Source organism: Anaerobium acetethylicum, from assembly GCF_900096945.1.
GTDB classification, from domain to species: domain Bacteria; phylum Bacillota; class Clostridia; order Lachnospirales; family Lachnospiraceae; genus Anaerobium; species Anaerobium acetethylicum.
In genome coordinates this window covers 42,008-59,614 of the sequence record NZ_FMKA01000022.1, presented here as the reverse complement: position 1 = coordinate 59,614, position 17,607 = coordinate 42,008, and the positions used below count along the sequence as shown (strand labels likewise).

The window sequence follows — 17,607 nt, the reverse complement described above, 5'->3', positions numbered from 1 at the left end:
TTTTACCAACTGTCCGGTCAGTAATAATCTAAATTTACTTGAGGTATTCTTTTTGGTCAATTCCTTTTACTCTTTAAAGTATACAGGAAGCTCCTATTTTTATTTATGCATTTTCAATCAATTCTTTGCATTCAATCACACTAACTTCTTTGTCTTTAGTCGGAAGATATTCTATGCCAAAATATTTGTCATATCCCATCTTCTTAATCTCACGAATTATATAATCATAATTCAGCTCGCCATCGGTAATCTCATGACGTTCCGGGCATCCAGCCGCATGAATATGACCAATTTTATCCAGATTTTTCTTGATGGCAGGAATAACATTTCCTTCCATTGTCTGATAATGGAAAATATCGTATAACAGTTTCACATTTTCGCTGTCCACTTCTTCCAACATAGCAAAAGGTTCTGCCGAATCAGTAAAGTATGAACCAACTATCGGCTCAAGAATCAGGGTGACTCCTGCTTCTTCTGCCAAAGGTACAAGTTTCTTCATGCCTTCTACAATATTCTTATGGCTCTCTTCTCTTCCAACTTCCTTCATAGCATTCGCTACGATAATAATGTTTTTGCATTCAAACTGTTTTGCTGCTTCAATGGTTTCTTTCATCCCCTGCACTGCTTTGTCATGGGTTGATGCATCGGCAAGAGTTCCACGATCTTTTGCGCATATCGCGCTTACTTCCAAGCCAAGCTCTTGTTTCTTTTGTACAAGTGCTTTCCAGTCTCTTGTATCCCAATCCCAAAATTCTACCGCTTTATAGCCTGTCTTTTTTGCAAGCTCCATACCTGCAAGGAGCTTGGTAGTATCTGAGAAAACCGGGCCGGCAGGACCCAATTCTAAATACAAAAGATCAATACACAAACAATATTTCATAAAAAACCTCCTTCTTTTTAATAATTCTATCCTATCAGCCTACAGAACCTCCTGCGAACAGGCTCAATGTATTTTTCCCGCACACAGAAACAAAGATACAAAAAAAAGCATTTGGTTTCAAATTTGAAACCAAATGCCTGATGCATCTTATTTATTGTCTATGTAATTATATCGGTAAATTTCATTTAACGACCAAAAATAAAGCTCAAAAAACATCAAATCTGCTATTACAGAAGTTGAAGGCTGTTCCCGCAAAAGATAATGATCAACATACTTTGTATACCTTGATTCCACACAGCTGACCATAAACACTTCACAATTATTTTTCTTTAATGCTTCAAACACAGTTGTCATATCCTGTGCCTCGGCATGCTCTATCGTCATGATAAACACCATGCTTTTATCATTTAAAAGTTCTGCATTTTCCTGCATATCCGGAAGCAAAGTACAGGCTCCTGTTTCTTTTCCCGAAAAGAACAGATTCTGTTGAAGCGCTCCAATTGCGCTGCTTTGGTACGAAAGATAAAAGTAAACTTTTTCTTTCTGCGCTATCAGCTCCGCAAGTTTAGCAATTTCAGCTACAGATAGATATTTTCGAAAATTCTCATCGGCTGTTTTCAACTGTTCTTTCATAATATCAAAAATATCGGATTCCTCTGTGATACGCTTTTGAGAAATCATTCTATTATAGTATGTATAACTCCCTACCGCCTGTTTTAATGCATATCGAAAATCCGAGTAATTCTGATATCCCATTTTCTGTACCATACGCCACACAGTCGTACGTGATGAATTTGTCATTTCTGCAATATCATAAATTGTGGCATTCGATGCTTCCTCAAGGTTCATTAAAATCCCCTTTGCCACCTCCTTATATGTACTATCTAAAGGAAGGTGATTATATAACTCCGTCAGATTCTGTAAAACATTCATTTTCGGCCTCCATCATTTTTTCTGCGACTAATATAATTATTTTAGCATTTCCTTTATTCTTTTTACTAGTCAAAAATAAATATTTGGCCTTCTTCGAGTACCCCCTTCGGGTACCTGACACCATAAAATGCAGTTTATGGTGTCAGGTACCATAAAGAATTGTTTATGGTGTCAGGTACCAAACAGTTCACTACAAGCATTACTTTATAATCCATGTCCTTCGGGAATATCCGGGTGGTCATGACCAGTTCTCCGCCGTTGATGTAGACCTCCAGGATGGAGCTGTCCGCAAGTATCCGCATCTGGTTCAGGTTATGGCATTCCGCCTTCCTCACAGTTCTTCCAGCTCCCATGTCTCCGGTAAATTCCATGGTGACATGGCCGCCGGAATAGGCGATCTTCAATTCCTCAGAAATCCAGACTTCAAAATCGGCCCTCTTGCTGTTTTGAATGATCCAGTCGAATCTGCCGCCGGGATTTGCTGTCCACACGCCTTCCGGAACGTTCCGCTTTTCCCCGCGCATCTGATCCAGCTCCGCCACTGGCCACTGGTATATCTTCCCATTTCTTTCTGTCAGTTCCCTGGGCACGGTCAGCAGGTGGACCCATCCTCTCTCCACCGTCGGTTCTTCAAAGCCGGCATCCGGGACTCCGGCCCAGCCTATGAGGATGGTGCGCCCCTTATCGTCCACAAACGTCTGCGGGGCGTAAAAGTCAAATCCCATGTCCCATTCCGTGAAGGTTTCCAACCGGTATTCTCCCCCGATATCGCCTTCCGGGAGAAACCATCCTGACTGGTAGACGTTCTGGAATCTGGTCTCCTCCGCTTCGAGGCCCTGCGGACATACGGAAAGCACCATTTTACCGTTCAGCCGGAAGAAATCCGGGCATTCCCACATGTATCCAAATGTATCTTCCGTGGTAATCTCATTGACCAGTTCCCAATATTCAAAATCGCCGGGCTTTACGGACTGGTAGAGCAGGACTGTGCCCTTGTCCTTCTTCGTTCTGCCTCCAAGTGCCAGATAATGTCTGCCGTTTTCCCTCCAGACCTTAGGATCCCGGATATGGCAGCTGTAGTCAGGCGGATAATCGCCATTATCCAGGATGCATTTCTTTTCGCTGAAGTTGATGCCGTCCTCGCTGGAAATCAGCATCGTATTGGACTCCCTGCCGGAAAGGATATAATCGTAGTCTCCGTCTCTTTTCACATTTCCAGTATAGAACAGGTACATCTTCCCATCTTCAACCAGGGCGGTTCCGGAATAGGCTCCGTCCTGATCATAGGCGGTATCTGGAAGTATGGCAGCCCCTTCGTATTGCAGATGCAGAAGATCTTTTCCGCTGTAGTGCCCCCAGGCCTTCAGGCTGTCGGAAGGGAACATAGGCGCATACTGGAAAAATATATGGTATTCGCCTTTGAAATGGCACAGTCCGTTGGGATCGTTCAGCCATCCCACGACTGGCATCAGATGGAATCCGCAGCGCCACGGATCTTCCGACACGCGCCTGCTGTTCTGCTGTTCATACTGCGTTATCATTTCTTTCATGTCCTTCTTCGGAACACTGCTCATACTTCCATTACCCCTTTCTAGTGACTGGCTATCTTTTTTCTATGCGTAGGTCAGCGCTTTCTCCATCTGCCTGATGCTTCCTGTCCTGACCTGGCTGATTTCTGCATAATCATCGGAATTCGTTATGATGACCGGAGTCGTCACATCATAGCCTGCCGCCTTGATTCCTTCGATATCGAATTCCATCAGAAGCTGTCCGGCAGACACTTTTTCCCCTTCCGATATATATGCTTTGTAAAATTTCCCTTTCAGTTCCACCGTGTTGATACCGATATGGATCAGAACCTCTGCTCCGTCTTCGGTCTTGATACCGATTGCATGCTTTGTCTCAAACAGGGTTTCTACTGTACCATTGCATGGTGCCACAACTTTTCCTGTTGTAGGAACTATGGCAAAGCCGCCTCCAAGCACTTCGCCTGCAAAGGTCTCATCCTTTACTTCTGAAAGCCTGATTGCATTCCCTTCAATAGGGCTGTATATCGTTCCGTTCTCTACTGATTCCTTTAATCCCTCTTCTGCCACATAGTTCTCTGCTGCAGAAAAGCTTTTCTCCTTCTCCCTGTAAAGGATCCAGGATGTAGAAAATGCCACTGCAGATGAAACCAGGATGACCACTGCATACTGCAGGGTGTAATTTGTCGTGATGAGGAAGCCGAAAAGCCCGGTGATTCCGTATGCCGTTGCACCGATTCCAAAAATACCGGCTGCCAGACCGCCCAGCGCGCCGCCGATGCAGCCTGCGATAAACGGAGTTCCATATCTGATGTTGACGCCGAAGATAGCCGGTTCCGTGATTCCTAAAAATGCGGAGAGGGAAGCCGGAAATGCCATGGATTTTGTTTTTCTGCTCTTTGTTTTGAAGGCCACAGCCAGCGCCGCCGCACCCTGTGCCACATTTGCAGCTGTCGCGATCGGCATCCATGTATTGACGCCATCAGTACTTAACAGCCCGGCTTCCAGCGCATTGTACATATGATGGACGCCTGCCACTACTGTAGGTGCGTAAAAGGCTCCGGCGATTGCTCCTCCAATTCCAAGGGGAAGGGCGATCAGAATTTTTGCTCCTGACAGGACGTAGTTCTCCAGCATGGAAAATACAGGTCCGATCATGGTCAGGGTCAGGTATCCGGTTGCCATGACAGTCACAAGGGGCGTCACGAACAGATCAATCATATCAGGTACGATCTTATGCAGTTTCTTTTCGATTACAGACATGATCCAGACAGCGATTACGACCGGAATTACATGTCCCTGGTAGCCTGTCAGATTGATCTCATACAGCCCGAACCATACAGGCACGGAAGGGATATCCGATGCAGGCATTCCCGCTACGGCCCATGCATTCACCAGGGCCGGATGGATCATGATCATCCCGATGACTGCGCCGAGGTACTGGTTTGCGCCGAATGCCTTAGCAGCGCTTACTGCGATCAGTATCGGCAGAAATACAAAAGCCGCATTGCTGAACAGATTCAATACCGCATAGGTGCCTGACTCAGAAATGGAAGGGAATAAACTGCTCAGTCCTCCAAGGAGTCCCATCAGCAGACCGCTCGCCACGATTGCCGGAATAATTGGAACGAACACGTCGCCCAGTGTCTTGATCATCCTCTTGAACACATTCTGCTTTGCCGCCGCAGCCTGCTTCACCTGCTCCTTGCTTGATCCGGATATTCCGGCTGCCCCTATGAACTCCTCATAGACCTTATTGACGATGCCTGTCCCGAAAATAATCTGAAGCTGTCCGGCCGCCTCGAAGACGCCTTTCACCCCATCAATATTTTCAATTTCCGTCTTGCTGCATTTCTTGTTGTCTGCAATCACGAGACGAAGCCTTGTGGCACAATGTGCCGCGGATATGACATTTTCTTTTCCCCCGATGTTCTTCAGAACTTTTGCTGCAACTACTGCGTAATCCATTCCCAATCACTCCTCCTAACAACTATTTGATTTACGGTATCATTCTCACATCGATAACCTTTTATATTTCGAGTCATTCATGTATTTCCGTCGTTGTCTATGTGATATCGTTCTCATATTGTGATGATACCACCTCACGGTTCTGTTGTAAATCGACAAAACCACCAATTACAAATATTCTTTTTTATACATTTTGACTATTTGGGTGCAGGGCAACAATCAAATGCAGCGCTGATGCTGTGCTTAGCACCATTTCTGTGCATCGCGCACCGTGTTACTGGTCACAGAGTGAACAGTAACGTTTCACAAAAGGACCACCCCTTTCGGAGCAGCCCTCACTGTTTTTTATCTGTCTTTATTCTTGTCTTTATTCCTGTCTCTGTCTGTATCTTAGTCTCGACTTTTCCTCTGTCTTGTGGAATCATGGACCACGATCTCATATCCCATCTTTACTTCCTTGCGCACCCGGTCGCCCTGCACCTGGGACAGCAGCATCTTCGCGGCTTCCATTCCGCAGGATTTGTAAAAATAATGGACAGTCGTAAGCTTCGGCGTCGTCACCATAGCCAGCCTCGAATCCCCCATACCGGCAATCTGCACGTCCTGCGGAATCCGTTTTCCCTGTTCCTTCAGGCAGTTCATGGCACCAATGGCAATCGTGTCCGTCGCGCAGAAGATCGTGTCCAGCTCCGGATGCTTACCAAGAAGCTCTTTCGCCTTCTCGCAGCCGGATTCCATGTCGAATTCCGCCTCGCTGTAGGCCTCGTTCCCGTCCAGGGCATCCTTTTCCTGCAGCGCCGCAAGGAAGCCTTCCCTCCGTCGCTTTCCGACCGCTTCATCCTTCTGGGTGACCCCGATGTATCCAATCTTTTTCCCGGTCTCCAGAAGCATTTCCGCCAGCTCCCTGGCCGCGTTGAAGTCATCATAATAGACGCAGGAATAGCCGTCCACCTGCTGCCCGAGAATGACAATCGGAACCTCCAGTTCCTTGAACGCCTTGCGGTGCTCCTTCGTTATGACCGTTCCCAGCAGGATAATTCCGTCTATGTTGTTCTGTTTGAAGACCGAGAGGTACTTCAGTTCTTCTTTTTCATCGTTATTCGTATTGGCAAGCAGCAGCTGATATCCGGCTTCTGCAAGCACATCGCTGATTCCCGCCACCATCCTGCTGATGGAATCCGAATTGATTTTCGGGATGATTACGCCGATCAGATGTGTCTTTTTCGTGCGAAGGGTCTTTGCATAGGCCGACGGCTGGTATCCTGTCTGCGCAATTACCTTCTGGATCTTTTCCTTTTTGTCCTGGCTGACATAGCCGTTGTTCAGGTATCTGGAAACGGTTGCCCTGGATACCCCCGCCAGGTTCGCAATTTCATTTATGTTCAAAATGGTGCCTCCTTTATACAACTGGAATCTGGTTCCATGTGAGTCTGCCTCACATAATATGTGGAATCGATTTCATCGTATCATATTCGGGCGGGGTTTTCAATCGGCCTCTTTATGAAAATCCGTCAAATACCTCTTCCCGTATTCTCTGGTTCAGTCCTCCCTTAGCCGGCACTATGCCATTCCTGCAACGTAACTATTCAGGACTCCGTCCTTCATATTCACATTTGATGCACACAAATTACAAAAATGGCAATTTGATGCACGCAGAACTCGGGTTTTTATGCAAAATCAGCATAAAAACACCTTGCTGAACAGTTACCCTATAACTTTCTTCACAACACCCACAGCAACACCGATAATCCTGACCTGATCCGCACTGACGGCAATCGGCTCATATTCCTGGTTCTCCGGTATAAGCAGGACCATGCTGCCCATCATCCTGAGCCTCTTCAGGGTCGTATTGCCGTCCACCTCAACTGCGACGATCTGGCCGTTATCTGCTGACGCCTGTTTCTGGATCAGGATATAATCACCGTCATCGATTCTGGCATTTACCATGGAATCGCCTCTTACCTTCAGCATGAATGTTTCAAGATGGTTTGCCAGCCAGTCATATGGCATATACCTGACATCCGTCATCTCATCGACCAGTTCAATGGGCGCGCCTGCTGCAATAGAAGTAAAGACAGGGATTTTCACAAGCCTGTTGCCTTTCAGCGTTATTTCCTGTCCATACTCCTCAACCACTATCTCAGAAGTATTCTCGCTGTCCATCATGAACTTGTGCTCAACATTCCTGTTAATATCCACATATTTGTAGTTCTTGACGCTCGTCGGCAACATTGAATTGTCGAACATCGGAATATCATCAACCTGTTCATTGTTCCTGTTGTAGACATGGAATTCATCGCCGTTGCTTACAATCGCATAGCAGCATGAAGGAATCACTGCCATATAGGATTTCACCTGCCCGATTGCGCTTTCCAGCTCATACCCGCGCTGCTTGAGCTCTACTATTATGTATGGCAGCATCTGGTTATTCCTGTTGATACAGACAACGACATCCACATATCCCGTCTGGGAAAAAGCCTGGAGCCTGTACTCGATATTGATCAGGGAAACCGGATATTTATATATCCCCATGAGCTCCCTGATGAGCCACTGTCGTACCTGCTCTTCCTTGCCATAAGGGTCCGGTATCCTGTCCATAAACAGATACTCCTGAACCGGCAATCTGTAATAATTCCTTATCAGCGAGCTGTCCTGCAGTTTCAGGAAAGTCCCGTCGATGTCCCTTAAGAATTTGGATGGTTCCCCATGTAAACTCATATAAAGCCTTTCCGTAGCCCTCGTCATGCCGACATAGAGGAGTTTTCTCTCCATGGTATTTATCAGGGCCGGATCCTCACTTTCCAGAACAGCTGCCTGATTCGGTATCACCTTGTCAGACAATCCAATCAGGATAACCACCTTGAATTCCAGCCCTTTTATAGAATGCATCGTCAAAAGTTTCACGTTTTCTGCTGCAAAATCAATGCTTTCTCTTGCATTGAAGAGGCTGTGAGGGACATCGCTGCCAAGTACCCTGTCCGCTTCTTCCAGAAGCCTCTTTGTCCTCGCTACGATCGCGATGTCACGGTAGGAAAATTTGCTGCTCAGTTTCTCCTGAATAAGATCCTTCACATACTGAAGCTCCCGGCCCAGCATCGGGAAACCTTTCAATACAGGGTACGTGCCCTGCCTGTCAATCAGGGATGGTTTGACATAATTATTATCCTCGACAATATCCGCATCATTTTCAATCAAACTGTAGGCTGCCTGCGCAATCTGGGTCGTAGTCCTGTAATTCTTCGCCAGCGAACTGCTTTTACCTGTCATATCAAGCCCGAGGCTTGTATAGTTTCTCCCCTTAATCATCCAGGATGTAGGGTAAATGCTCTGTGCAATATCCGACACGAACATGATGCTGCTGTATTCCTTCTCCGAACCATACAGCGCCATAAGGCATTCAAGCTGCGTCTTTGACAGATCCTGACTCTCATCAATGACAATGTGCGTGTATTTTTCAACCGGATCAGTCCTTATATATTCCAATGCACTCAGGGAGACATCCTCGAAATCGCACAGTTTCGCTTCTGCCAGCTTTTTATTATAAAGCTGCATGATTTCAAAAATGGCCTGCCTTGTCCTTGAATTCTTTAAAAGTTTCTGCGGCCCTTCCGAGTTATTGACGCTGGTCCTTCCGAGCCGGTCGACACTCTGATAAACCTCCAGGTCCGAAAAATTACAAGCTTTAATCCAGGCAATCTCCTTCTTCAGGAAAACCAGGTTCTTCAGATCAACAACCTTGATATCCCTGTAGGTATCTTTCAGCTCGCAGATGCAGTTCTTCAGGATATTCTGCTGCTGTTGTTCCGTTGTAATATCCCGTTTTATTTTATTTTTCTTATTGTACATTAAGAAATATGAAAAGATCAGTTTGTCGATATTGGTGATCGTAACTCTGTCCTCTGACTTAAGATTTTCGAATATGCTGAGCTGTACATCCTCCTCGATATCTTTATAGATATATTCAATATACCGCGTCAGACTCTTGTTGAATGTTACCATGAGTACATGGTCGGACTCCTCCATACAATAATTGTTCAGTAAAAATGGTATTCTATTTATGGCCACCGTGGTTTTTCCGGAGCCTGCAACGCCTTTGAGGACCGAATGCCCCATAACTGTGTTGTTGATCAGCTTTTTTTGTTCCATATTCAGCTGCATGATTTATACCCCCTCCAATACAATTAAATTCACTGTATAATTGCAAATAAATTGTAACATTTATACAATCAGAAGTATAGTATTTGACACCTGTTTTTTTATCTGCTCAGGAGCCTCCGCCTACAAAGGCAGGATAATCATAAAAAAAGAGCACCCACTTAGCCGGAATGCCCTTACAACTGATATTACTAAATCAAATTCTTATATTCTTGCCTTCCATCAACAACTGCATAAATAATAACTGTTTTGTCCGCTTCCTTGATTTTATAGAAAATCAGATGTCTTTCCACTATCAACACCCGGTAGCTCTGTTTACGCAAAATTGCATATCTTGGTATACTTCCCGACAAAGGGAACTCCTGTAATCTGTTAATCGCAGCCTCTATCTTGTTCAGATACACGAGTGCTATCTCCACATCACCTGAATCATCCGCAATGTAAAAAAGAATATCCCTTAACTGTTGATCTGCTTTGTCCGTTCGTATGATATTGTATTTCATCCATTCTTCCTCGCCATCAATAACGATCGTATATCATCAAACGTACTTTGTATTGGCGCAACTCTCCCATTTGTAACATCATCTTCTGCTTCAGCCAGATTTCGCAACAAATCAAGTTCTGCTTTCATCTGATCATATTCCTGCAATCCAAGAATTGCCGTATCCCCTCTTCCGTTTACAGTAATAATAACAGGCTCTCTGCTCTCATGACATTGTCTTGAAATCTCACTGTAATGGTTTCTTAAATCTGCTGACGGTCTGATTACTGTCTTCATAAAAGCACCCACTTTCTCATGTTTTTACATAGTCATATTATATCATAATTCGTCTATGTCATCAACTCAGAACGCTTCCGCTTATTATGAACTTCCATGATTTTGTTTTATTACAAGAAAATTTAAACGAAATGCGGCTAAATTAAAAATCAGCCGCATTTCGTTTAAATTCCGATCCTTTTTCGTATGCGGAAAATTTTTTGACTAATCTTTTTTAGAGCGGCAAAAAAATACTCCTCATAATCCGGACAGACAATGAGGAGTATCAAACACTCTAACTTTTCTAAACGACACATCCCCCGCCTACAAGGGCAGGCTGACCGTAAATTCGCTTCCGGTACCTGGTACGCTTTTCGCTGTTATGGTACCTCCATGCGCCTCCACAATCGCCTTTGCAATGGAGAGACCAATTCCTGAGCCGCCTGTGCTGCGGTTTCTGGATTTGTCCGTCCGGTAAAGATGTTCAAAAATGTTCGGCAGGTCTTCTTCTGCGATTCCGATTCCGGTATCGGAAATGATCAGTTCTGCCCTGTTTTTTGATTTCCTGACCTGAATTCTGATTTGACCTCCATCGTCGGTATATTTGACCGCGTTCGACAGCAGGTTGATCAGGACCTGGACAATCTTATCCTTATCCGCATGGAGTTCAAAGCTGTCGAGACTTGTCTCGAGCCTGATGCTTTTTGCCGCCAGATCCGCCTTGAAGTTCTGGGCTGTCTGTCCTGCGAGGCCCGCCAGATCGAACTCCGTTTTATGAAGCACCAGGCTGTCATCTTCGATCTTTACCAGCCTGTCTATCTCGGCTATCATCCGGGTCAGCCTCAGGATCTCTTCACGGCAGCTTTCCAGCCTTTCTTCGGTAGGTTCCCAGATGCCGTCGATCATGGCTTCCAGATTCGCCTGCAGCGTAGCCAGCGGCGTACGGAATTCGTGAGCATAGTCTCTTGCCATGCGTTTTTTGGATGCCTGCTGCCGCTCAAGGCTATCTGCCAGGGCATTGACACTGTAGATCAGCTGGCTGATTTCCTTTGTCCTGGAAGGCAGGGTCAGCCTGTCGGCATAGTCGCCGGATTCTATCTGTCTGGTCTTGTCTATCACTTTCTTTATCGGTTTCGCTATCCTGTCTGCCATGAAAAATCCCAGAGCAGCCGCTGCTGCCAAGGATATGACTGCTACGCCGATAAATATTCTGTTTAATACTTCCAGAAACTGCACATCCTCATCGTTGTAATAAAAAGGGCCATAGTATCCCAGGGTCGCCGTTCCCAGTTTGACTCCATCCCTGACGATATCATATTCCTTCTGGACATATTCGCCCTTGAAATGAGGATAGATACTTGTCATGTAGGTGCGCATGCTTTCAATCATGCTGTCGCACATCTGGCCGTTCAGGTTGCTCATACAGAACAGTTCCTTCCCCTCCGGATCATTGACCATCAGTATGATTCCCTGTGAGACTGCCGTGCTCCCGATGTTTTCCAGGACTTTTCCGTCAGGAGCTTCTCCATCATCACCGAACTGGTCCCTGACCAGATTGACGATGTCCTGGTTTTTCCGTTCCTGCTTTTCCACAATATAGCTTTGGAACTTCTGCTCCAGAAAATAATTGGATGCCACTAAAAGCGAAATGACCAGCAGCAGTGAGAACAGGACATAGGATATGGTTAGTTTTGTTTTCAGACTCAGATTTATTTTCACGGTATCCTTTCCCTTTCTGTAACGATTCAGGACTATATCCTTCATAGTCGCATCTGCACATCTTCTTTTCCGGTTACCTGGTTTCTCCGAATTTGTAGCCGATTCCCCGGACAGTAACGATATAGTTCGGATTAGCCGTATCATCTTCAATCTTGCTTCTCAGGTTTTTTATATGGGAATCTATGGTCCTGTCGAAGCCGTCGTAATCGGCTCCGAAGGTTGTCTCGATCAGTTCCTCCCTGGTAAAGGTCTTTCTGGGATATTTGATCATTACACACAATAGTTTGAATTCATTCGGCGTAAGGTTTATGAGTTCTCCTGCCTTCCGGACTTCATGTGCCTGAAGGTCCACTTCCAGATCACCGTCGTTCCAGCTCATTCTGGAAAAGAGGGGAGAGACACCCTCATCAGAGCGTCTGAGCAGGCTGTTTACCCTTGCTATCAGTTCGCGGGGGCTGAACGGTTTTGTCACATAGTCATCCGCTCCGATATTCAGGCCATTGATTTTTTCGTCTTCCTCTATCTTTGCCGTGAGCATGATGATGGGGACTCTGGACATCCTTCTGATTGCCTTGCATACCTCTTCGCCAGTTATTTTTGGCAGCATCAGATCAAGGATAACCAGATCCGGATTTATTTTTTCAAACAGCGACAGAGCCTGCTCCCCGTCATAGGCAGCCACAGGCTCATATCCGTTTTTCTCAAGATAAGCCGCGACCGCCTCCACTATTTTAGGTTCGTCGTCGACAACAAGTACTTTTTTTCTGGTTTCTGCCATGTCCATTTTCCTCCCTGTATACCGTCATTATAACATATGCTTTTTCGAATACACAGAGGGAACTATCCGGTAAGTAACCGCCCTTGATGCCTGCAGAAACCAGGAACTCTTTGTATCTATAAATCGCAGCAGCCGGCGGGAAGTCCCGTGTTCTCGATTTCCGCCGGTGTTTCTGCACCTGCTGGATCTTCTGTATCTGCTGTGCCCTCTGCATCTGCTGCGCCTTCTGCATCTGTTGTGCCTTCTGCATCTGCTGCGCCTTCTGGATCTGTTGTGCCTTCATTTCCAGCGGCCCCATTATCTCCCTGGGTGCCTTCCGTTACCGTAATGCTGCTTCTGATCATTCCCATCCAGCAGCTGTATCCGAATCTTCCTGTTTCCTCCGGGATGAAGGTAATCACATTTTCGCCTTCGTAAAGTTTCTGTTCTATTCCATATTCCGGCATCACGATTTTATTGTTGCAGCCGTTCAGGCTTCCCGGTTCTGCAAGAATCGTCCACTTCACCGGGATTCCAGCCTGCACGGTAAGCGGCGGGTAGCTTCCCGGTTCCAGAACGGTCTCGATTTCCTGCACTTCTCCACTGACCTGAGCGGTATTTGCATCTGAGTTTTCTGTAGCGGCCGTACCTACAGGTGACGGAGCTGCGGCGATGCCTGCAAAAGCAAATCCCCTGCTGACCATTGCAAATCCCAGCACGATAACCAGCATCGCGCTCGCTTTCAGCATTTTTTTAGTGAACCTGGCGCTCAGAAACGAGCTGACTGCGCCGAATGCAAATAAAAGCGGCACGGTTCCAAGGCTGAATGCGAACATGGACAGCGCGCCTGCCACAAAGCTTCCGGTTCCAAGGGCATACAGCTGCATTGCCTGAAGGGGGCCGCAGGGCATCAGTCCGTTTAACAGTCCGACCACAAAGGGCCCCTTGTTTTTCTTCCCGCTGTGGATTTTTCCCGCAAACGCCTTTGGCATATGGGGATTCAGCTTTCTTAGCCTGGGGAAGATGTTCAGCATGTTCAGTCCCATGATTACCATGAAAATGCCGGCTAAAATGGAGATAAAGGCACTCCCGGCATTGGAGATGCTGAAGACAGAACCCAGCGCTCCCACAATCCCGCCGATTACCGTGTAGGAAACCACTCTTCCTGTGTTATACAGAAAGCTTGGTGCAAGCTTTGAAAATCTGCTGCTGTCCTGCCCGCCAGATACACTGGATACGCCGGATATGCATACTGAAAGATTGATTCCGCCGCACATGGCCACGCAGTGCAGGGATGTGAGAAGCCCCACAGCGAATAGTACTGCATATCCCATATTAGGGCTGACTTCAGGTATGAAATTGAAACCAATTGTGTTTTTGATAATCAGATACAAGCCCAGTATCAGGATTCCAATTATGACAAGCTGGTGATTGGGATTCTTTTCCGCATTGCTTTCTGCTCCGGTTCCGCTTTTCTTGTCCGATGTGCTTTTTGCGCTCTTTGCGCTTCTGGGACTTTTTGCGCTTTTTACATCTTTGCTGCTTCCCGGGATTTCCGATTCCCGGACTTCCCCCTTCACATCATAACCCAGTGCCTCGATGGCTTTTATGATATCCTTCAGCCTGATCCGTGCTTCATCATAGGATACAGCCAGTATCTGGGTCTTGTAGCTTGCTTTTGCTTCCCGAACGCCCTCTGTTTTCCTGAGTTCGTTTTCAATCCTCATTTCACAGGAGGTGCATGTCATCCCCTCAAGCCTGAGCGCTTTTTTCGTTATATTTTTTTCCATGATTTATTCCTCCCAGAAAGATTAAAGGACGCAGTCCTGGTAACTATTCAAAACCCCAGTCCCGAGTAGTTGCGCTTATTGCAGGTCAAAAGGCTTCAGCAGCTTCTTCTCTTCCACCTTTTTCCCCTTATCGTCCATCATCTCAACTGAAGCATAGACCCAGCCTTCCACCTTGTCGGGATCAACGCCCGCTTCGATGAAGATTTCAGGATCGACTACGAATACCATATCCTTGTCATTGGTTCCTATATCCTTTGCCCATTCGAACTTGTTCCCGTCCCCTAGGTCGACTCCGTAATGATCCAGGGCTTCGTGATAGCCGATCGATTTTCGGTAAAGTTCGGCAATCTTGTTGAAGGAAGCTTCCGGATCCGCTTCTTTGCTGTATTTCAATTCATCATTTCCAAGCTTAGTCCCGAGCATGATCATGTCATCAAAGGCAATTCCCTCCGGAAGCTTTGATGTGTCAAGTCCCGCTTCTATAAAGGGCTGGGCATCAAATTCAATCATCACGTCATGAACCGGGCTTTTGCTGTAATCACGGCTCCAGATAAATCTTGCCGAATCATCCGGTGCGCTGAGGGACCAGCCGCCGTTTTCCTCATCTGCCTCAACCTGTTCCGGTACGGTTTCCAGGATTTCTGCAAAGGATTCCTTTGCCACCGTGCCTATTACATCCGTCTGCTGGCAGGCGGACAGCGATATAGCCGCAACCAGAGAACATGCAGTTATTAATAATTTTCTTTTCATTGATATCTCCTGCTTTCATATTTTTTCAGGTTTGAACCTCTTCAGCCTCAATGCGTTCGTCAGAACGGAAACGGAACTGAGGGACATGGCAGCGGCAGCGAACATCGGGTTCAGCTCCGGACCACCAAAGGCATGGAGCAGTCCCGCTGCGACGGGAATCCCGAGCACATTGTAGCCGAATGCCCAGAACAGGTTCTGCTTGATGTTCCTGATCGTGCTCTTGCTCAGCTGGATTGCGGCCGGAACGTCCATCAGGTCGCTCTTCATCAGTACGATATCAGCCGATTCCATGGCGACATCCGTTCCCGAGCCGATGGCGATTCCGATATCTGCCTGGGCAAGGGCCGGTGCATCATTGATTCCATCTCCGACCATGGCCACAATCCTGCCCTCTGACTGCAGTTTCTTTACTTCGTTGGATTTATCATGAGGAAGCACCTCCGCCAGAACTCTGTCGATTCCTACCTGTCTTGCGATTGCCTCCGCAGTTTTTTTGTTGTCGCCGGTAATCATCGCAACCTCAATTCCCATTTCATGGAGCTTCTTTATCGCCCTGGCACTGCTCTTTTTCACCACGTCCGCAACCGCTATGATGCCGGCCGCTTCTTCGTCAATCGCAATATACATGGGGGTTTTTCCTTCTGATGCCAGTCTGGCAGAATCCTTCTCAAGGGCTTCGAGCCGGATTCCCCTGTCTGCCATTAATTTTTTGTTCCCCAGAAGTATCCCCCTGCCTTCCGCAAACACCTGGATTCCATATCCCGGTATTGCTTCGAAGCTGTCAAGCCTGATGCATTCCAGGTTTTCTTTTGCCGCACCGCGCACGATTGCTTCGCCAAGTGGATGTTCTGAATTCTTTTCTGCTGATGCGGCTATCTGCAGAAGCCTCTGCTTCGTGATGCCGCCTACGGTCAGGATATCCGTCACCTCCGGCTTTCCTTCCGTGATCGTCCCTGTCTTGTCGAATACGATGGTGTTTATTTTATGGGTGGTCTCCAGCACGGCTCCTCCCTTGATCAGGATTCCATACTCCGCTCCCTTTCCTGTCCCGACCATGATGGCTGTCGGGGTTGCCAGTCCCAGGGCGCAGGGGCATGCGATTACCAGCACCGAGATGAAGATTGTTAAGGAAAATACAACTGACTCGCCGCTGATCAGCCATGCTGCAGCTGCAACCAGGGCAATCAGGAAAACAGCCGGCACGAAATACCCTGACACGATATCCGCCATCTGGGCAATCGGAGCCTTGCCTCCCTGGGCTTCCTCCACCAGCTTGATGATCTGGGCAAGGGCCGTGTCGCTTCCGACTTTCGTTGCCCGGAATCGAACGGAGCCGTTCTTGTTGATGCTAGCCGCATATACCTTGTCACCCTGCTTTTTCTCAACGGGGATGCTCTCACCGGTCAGCATGGATTCGTCAATGGAGGTAAGTCCCTCCTCTACGATGCCATCCACCGGAATCTTTTCTCCCGGCCTTACCAGGATGAGGTCATCCACCTCTACCGCATCGATCTGCACTTCCACTTCTTTTCCATCTCGTATGATGATCGCCTTTTTCGGCGCAAGTCCCATAAGCTTCTTAATGGCTTCAGATGTCTTTCCTTTTGAAACGGCCTCCAGGGATTTTCCAAGGAGAATCAGGGTTATGATAACGCCTGCCGTTTCAAAATACAGATCTTCTACGTAGCCGAATTCGCCGCCTGCTATCTTGAAGGTCGAATAGAGGCTGTAAAGGACCGCCGCGGTCGTTCCCATGGCTATAAGGGAATCCATGTTGGGGCTCCTGTTCAGGATTGCCTTAAATCCTACGGAATAGAACCGGTTTCCTGCAATCAGGATCGGTGCTGTCAGCAGAATCTGCGCAATCGCATAATTCAGTGGATACTGCATCGGTTTCAGCATCTCCGGAATCGGAAATCCCAGCCACCAGATCATGGCTCCCATCGCCAGGTACAGCAACGGGATACAGAAAATAACGGAAACTGTAAATTTGGTCCACAAGGTCCGTATCTCCTTCTGTTTCTGTATCTGATCCGTATCAACGGCCGCTTTTGCCTTTATTTCCAATGCGTGATATCCTGCGTTTTCAATTGTTTGCTTGATTTTATCTATCTGCAGCAGCTCCGGATTATACTGCACCACAAGTTTTTCCGTGGCAAAATTTACCGAGGCTTCCGATACTCCTTCCAGTTTCAAGACCACCTTTTCCACTCTGCTTGCGCATGCCGCACATGTCATTCCGCCGATCTGAAGATTTTCTTTCTGCATGCTTATTCTCCTTCCATTAACTTTATCTCTTCCTAAACCGCAAAGTCTCCCGCTTGTAACTATGAGGGACACAATCCTGAATAGCCACAAGCGGGACATGGGTT

At 47.0% G+C, this 17,607-nt stretch carries 13 protein-coding genes; all 13 read right to left on the bottom strand.

Annotation, left to right across the window (positions count from 1 at the left end; translation table 11 throughout):
- Window positions 1-103: 103 nt before the first annotated feature.
- Window positions 104-880 carry a sugar phosphate isomerase/epimerase family protein gene (locus BJR36_RS14455; RefSeq protein ID WP_091235619.1) on the bottom strand — a complete coding sequence of 259 codons (777 nt, stop codon included), beginning with the start codon at window positions 878-880 and terminating at the stop codon, window positions 104-106.
- Between the two features lie 147 nt (window positions 881-1,027).
- Window positions 1,028-1,813 (bottom strand): MurR/RpiR family transcriptional regulator, encoded by a 786-nt coding sequence (locus BJR36_RS14450; RefSeq protein ID WP_091235617.1) that lies wholly within the window; start codon window positions 1,811-1,813, stop codon window positions 1,028-1,030.
- 134 nt (window positions 1,814-1,947) lie between these two features.
- The gene (locus tag BJR36_RS14445; protein ID WP_242875587.1) at window positions 1,948-3,363 is read right to left on the bottom strand and encodes a glycoside hydrolase family 32 protein; all 1,416 of its coding nucleotides are present in this window, start codon (window positions 3,361-3,363) and stop codon (window positions 1,948-1,950) included.
- A 63-nt stretch (window positions 3,364-3,426) separates the two neighbouring features.
- Window positions 3,427-5,307 (bottom strand): PTS sucrose transporter subunit IIABC, encoded by a 1,881-nt coding sequence (locus BJR36_RS14440; protein ID WP_091235613.1) that lies wholly within the window; start codon window positions 5,305-5,307, stop codon window positions 3,427-3,429.
- A 390-nt stretch (window positions 5,308-5,697) separates the two neighbouring features.
- Complete coding sequence (locus BJR36_RS14435) at window positions 5,698-6,693, bottom strand: LacI family DNA-binding transcriptional regulator (protein WP_091235611.1); 996 nt, start codon at window positions 6,691-6,693, stop codon at window positions 5,698-5,700.
- Window positions 6,694-7,011: 318 nt separating this feature from the next.
- Window positions 7,012-9,465 (bottom strand): S24 family peptidase, encoded by a 2,454-nt coding sequence (locus BJR36_RS14430; RefSeq protein WP_091235608.1) that lies wholly within the window; start codon window positions 9,463-9,465, stop codon window positions 7,012-7,014.
- 188 nt (window positions 9,466-9,653) lie between these two features.
- Window positions 9,654-9,965 carry a type II toxin-antitoxin system RelE/ParE family toxin gene (locus BJR36_RS14425; RefSeq protein ID WP_091235606.1) on the bottom strand — a complete coding sequence of 104 codons (312 nt, stop codon included), beginning with the start codon at window positions 9,963-9,965 and terminating at the stop codon, window positions 9,654-9,656.
- Entirely contained in the window at window positions 9,962-10,240 is a 279-nt protein-coding gene (locus tag BJR36_RS14420; protein ID WP_091235604.1) for a type II toxin-antitoxin system Phd/YefM family antitoxin, read from the bottom strand. The genes BJR36_RS14425 and BJR36_RS14420 overlap by 4 nt, the downstream gene beginning before the upstream one ends.
- 303 nt (window positions 10,241-10,543) lie before the next feature.
- On the bottom strand, window positions 10,544-11,983 hold the full coding sequence (locus tag BJR36_RS14415; protein WP_169823712.1) for a sensor histidine kinase: 1,440 nt from the start codon (window positions 11,981-11,983) through the stop codon (window positions 10,544-10,546).
- 28 nt (window positions 11,984-12,011) lie between these two features.
- Complete coding sequence (locus BJR36_RS14410; protein ID WP_091235599.1) at window positions 12,012-12,716, bottom strand: response regulator transcription factor; 705 nt, start codon at window positions 12,714-12,716, stop codon at window positions 12,012-12,014.
- Window positions 12,717-12,832: 116 nt separating this feature from the next.
- The gene (locus BJR36_RS14405; RefSeq protein ID WP_207648880.1) at window positions 12,833-14,485 is read right to left on the bottom strand and encodes an urease accessory protein UreH domain-containing protein; all 1,653 of its coding nucleotides are present in this window, start codon (window positions 14,483-14,485) and stop codon (window positions 12,833-12,835) included.
- 75 nt (window positions 14,486-14,560) lie between these two features.
- Window positions 14,561-15,235: a hypothetical protein gene (locus BJR36_RS14400; RefSeq protein WP_091235597.1), complete on the bottom strand. Its 675-nt coding sequence runs from the start codon at window positions 15,233-15,235 to the stop codon at window positions 14,561-14,563.
- Between the two features lie 15 nt (window positions 15,236-15,250).
- Complete coding sequence (locus BJR36_RS14395; RefSeq protein ID WP_242875585.1) at window positions 15,251-17,503, bottom strand: heavy metal translocating P-type ATPase; 2,253 nt, start codon at window positions 17,501-17,503, stop codon at window positions 15,251-15,253.
- Window positions 17,504-17,607 lie beyond the last annotated feature (104 nt).

Coding starts and splice junctions, on each gene's coding strand:
- BJR36_RS14450 (WP_091235617.1), bottom strand. CDS start 1,813: ATGAATGTTTTACAGAATCTGACGGAGTTATATAATCACCTTCCTTTA.
- BJR36_RS14395 (WP_242875585.1), bottom strand. CDS start 17,503: ATGCAGAAAGAAAATCTTCAGATCGGCGGAATGACATGTGCGGCATGC.
- BJR36_RS14440 (WP_091235613.1), bottom strand. CDS start 5,307: ATGGATTACGCAGTAGTTGCAGCAAAAGTTCTGAAGAACATCGGGGGA.
- BJR36_RS14420 (WP_091235604.1), bottom strand. CDS start 10,240: ATGAAGACAGTAATCAGACCGTCAGCAGATTTAAGAAACCATTACAGT.
- BJR36_RS14400 (WP_091235597.1), bottom strand. CDS start 15,235: ATGAAAAGAAAATTATTAATAACTGCATGTTCTCTGGTTGCGGCTATA.
- BJR36_RS14405 (WP_207648880.1), bottom strand. CDS start 14,485: ATGGAAAAAAATATAACGAAAAAAGCGCTCAGGCTTGAGGGGATGACA.
- BJR36_RS14455 (WP_091235619.1), bottom strand. CDS start 880: ATGAAATATTGTTTGTGTATTGATCTTTTGTATTTAGAATTGGGTCCT.
- BJR36_RS14425 (WP_091235606.1), bottom strand. CDS start 9,965: ATGAAATACAATATCATACGAACGGACAAAGCAGATCAACAGTTAAGG.
- BJR36_RS14430 (WP_091235608.1), bottom strand. CDS start 9,465: ATGCAGCTGAATATGGAACAAAAAAAGCTGATCAACAACACAGTTATG.
- BJR36_RS14445 (WP_242875587.1), bottom strand. CDS start 3,363: ATGAAAGAAATGATAACGCAGTATGAACAGCAGAACAGCAGGCGCGTG.
- BJR36_RS14410 (WP_091235599.1), bottom strand. CDS start 12,716: ATGGCAGAAACCAGAAAAAAAGTACTTGTTGTCGACGACGAACCTAAA.
- BJR36_RS14415 (WP_169823712.1), bottom strand. CDS start 11,983: ATGAAGGATATAGTCCTGAATCGTTACAGAAAGGGAAAGGATACCGTG.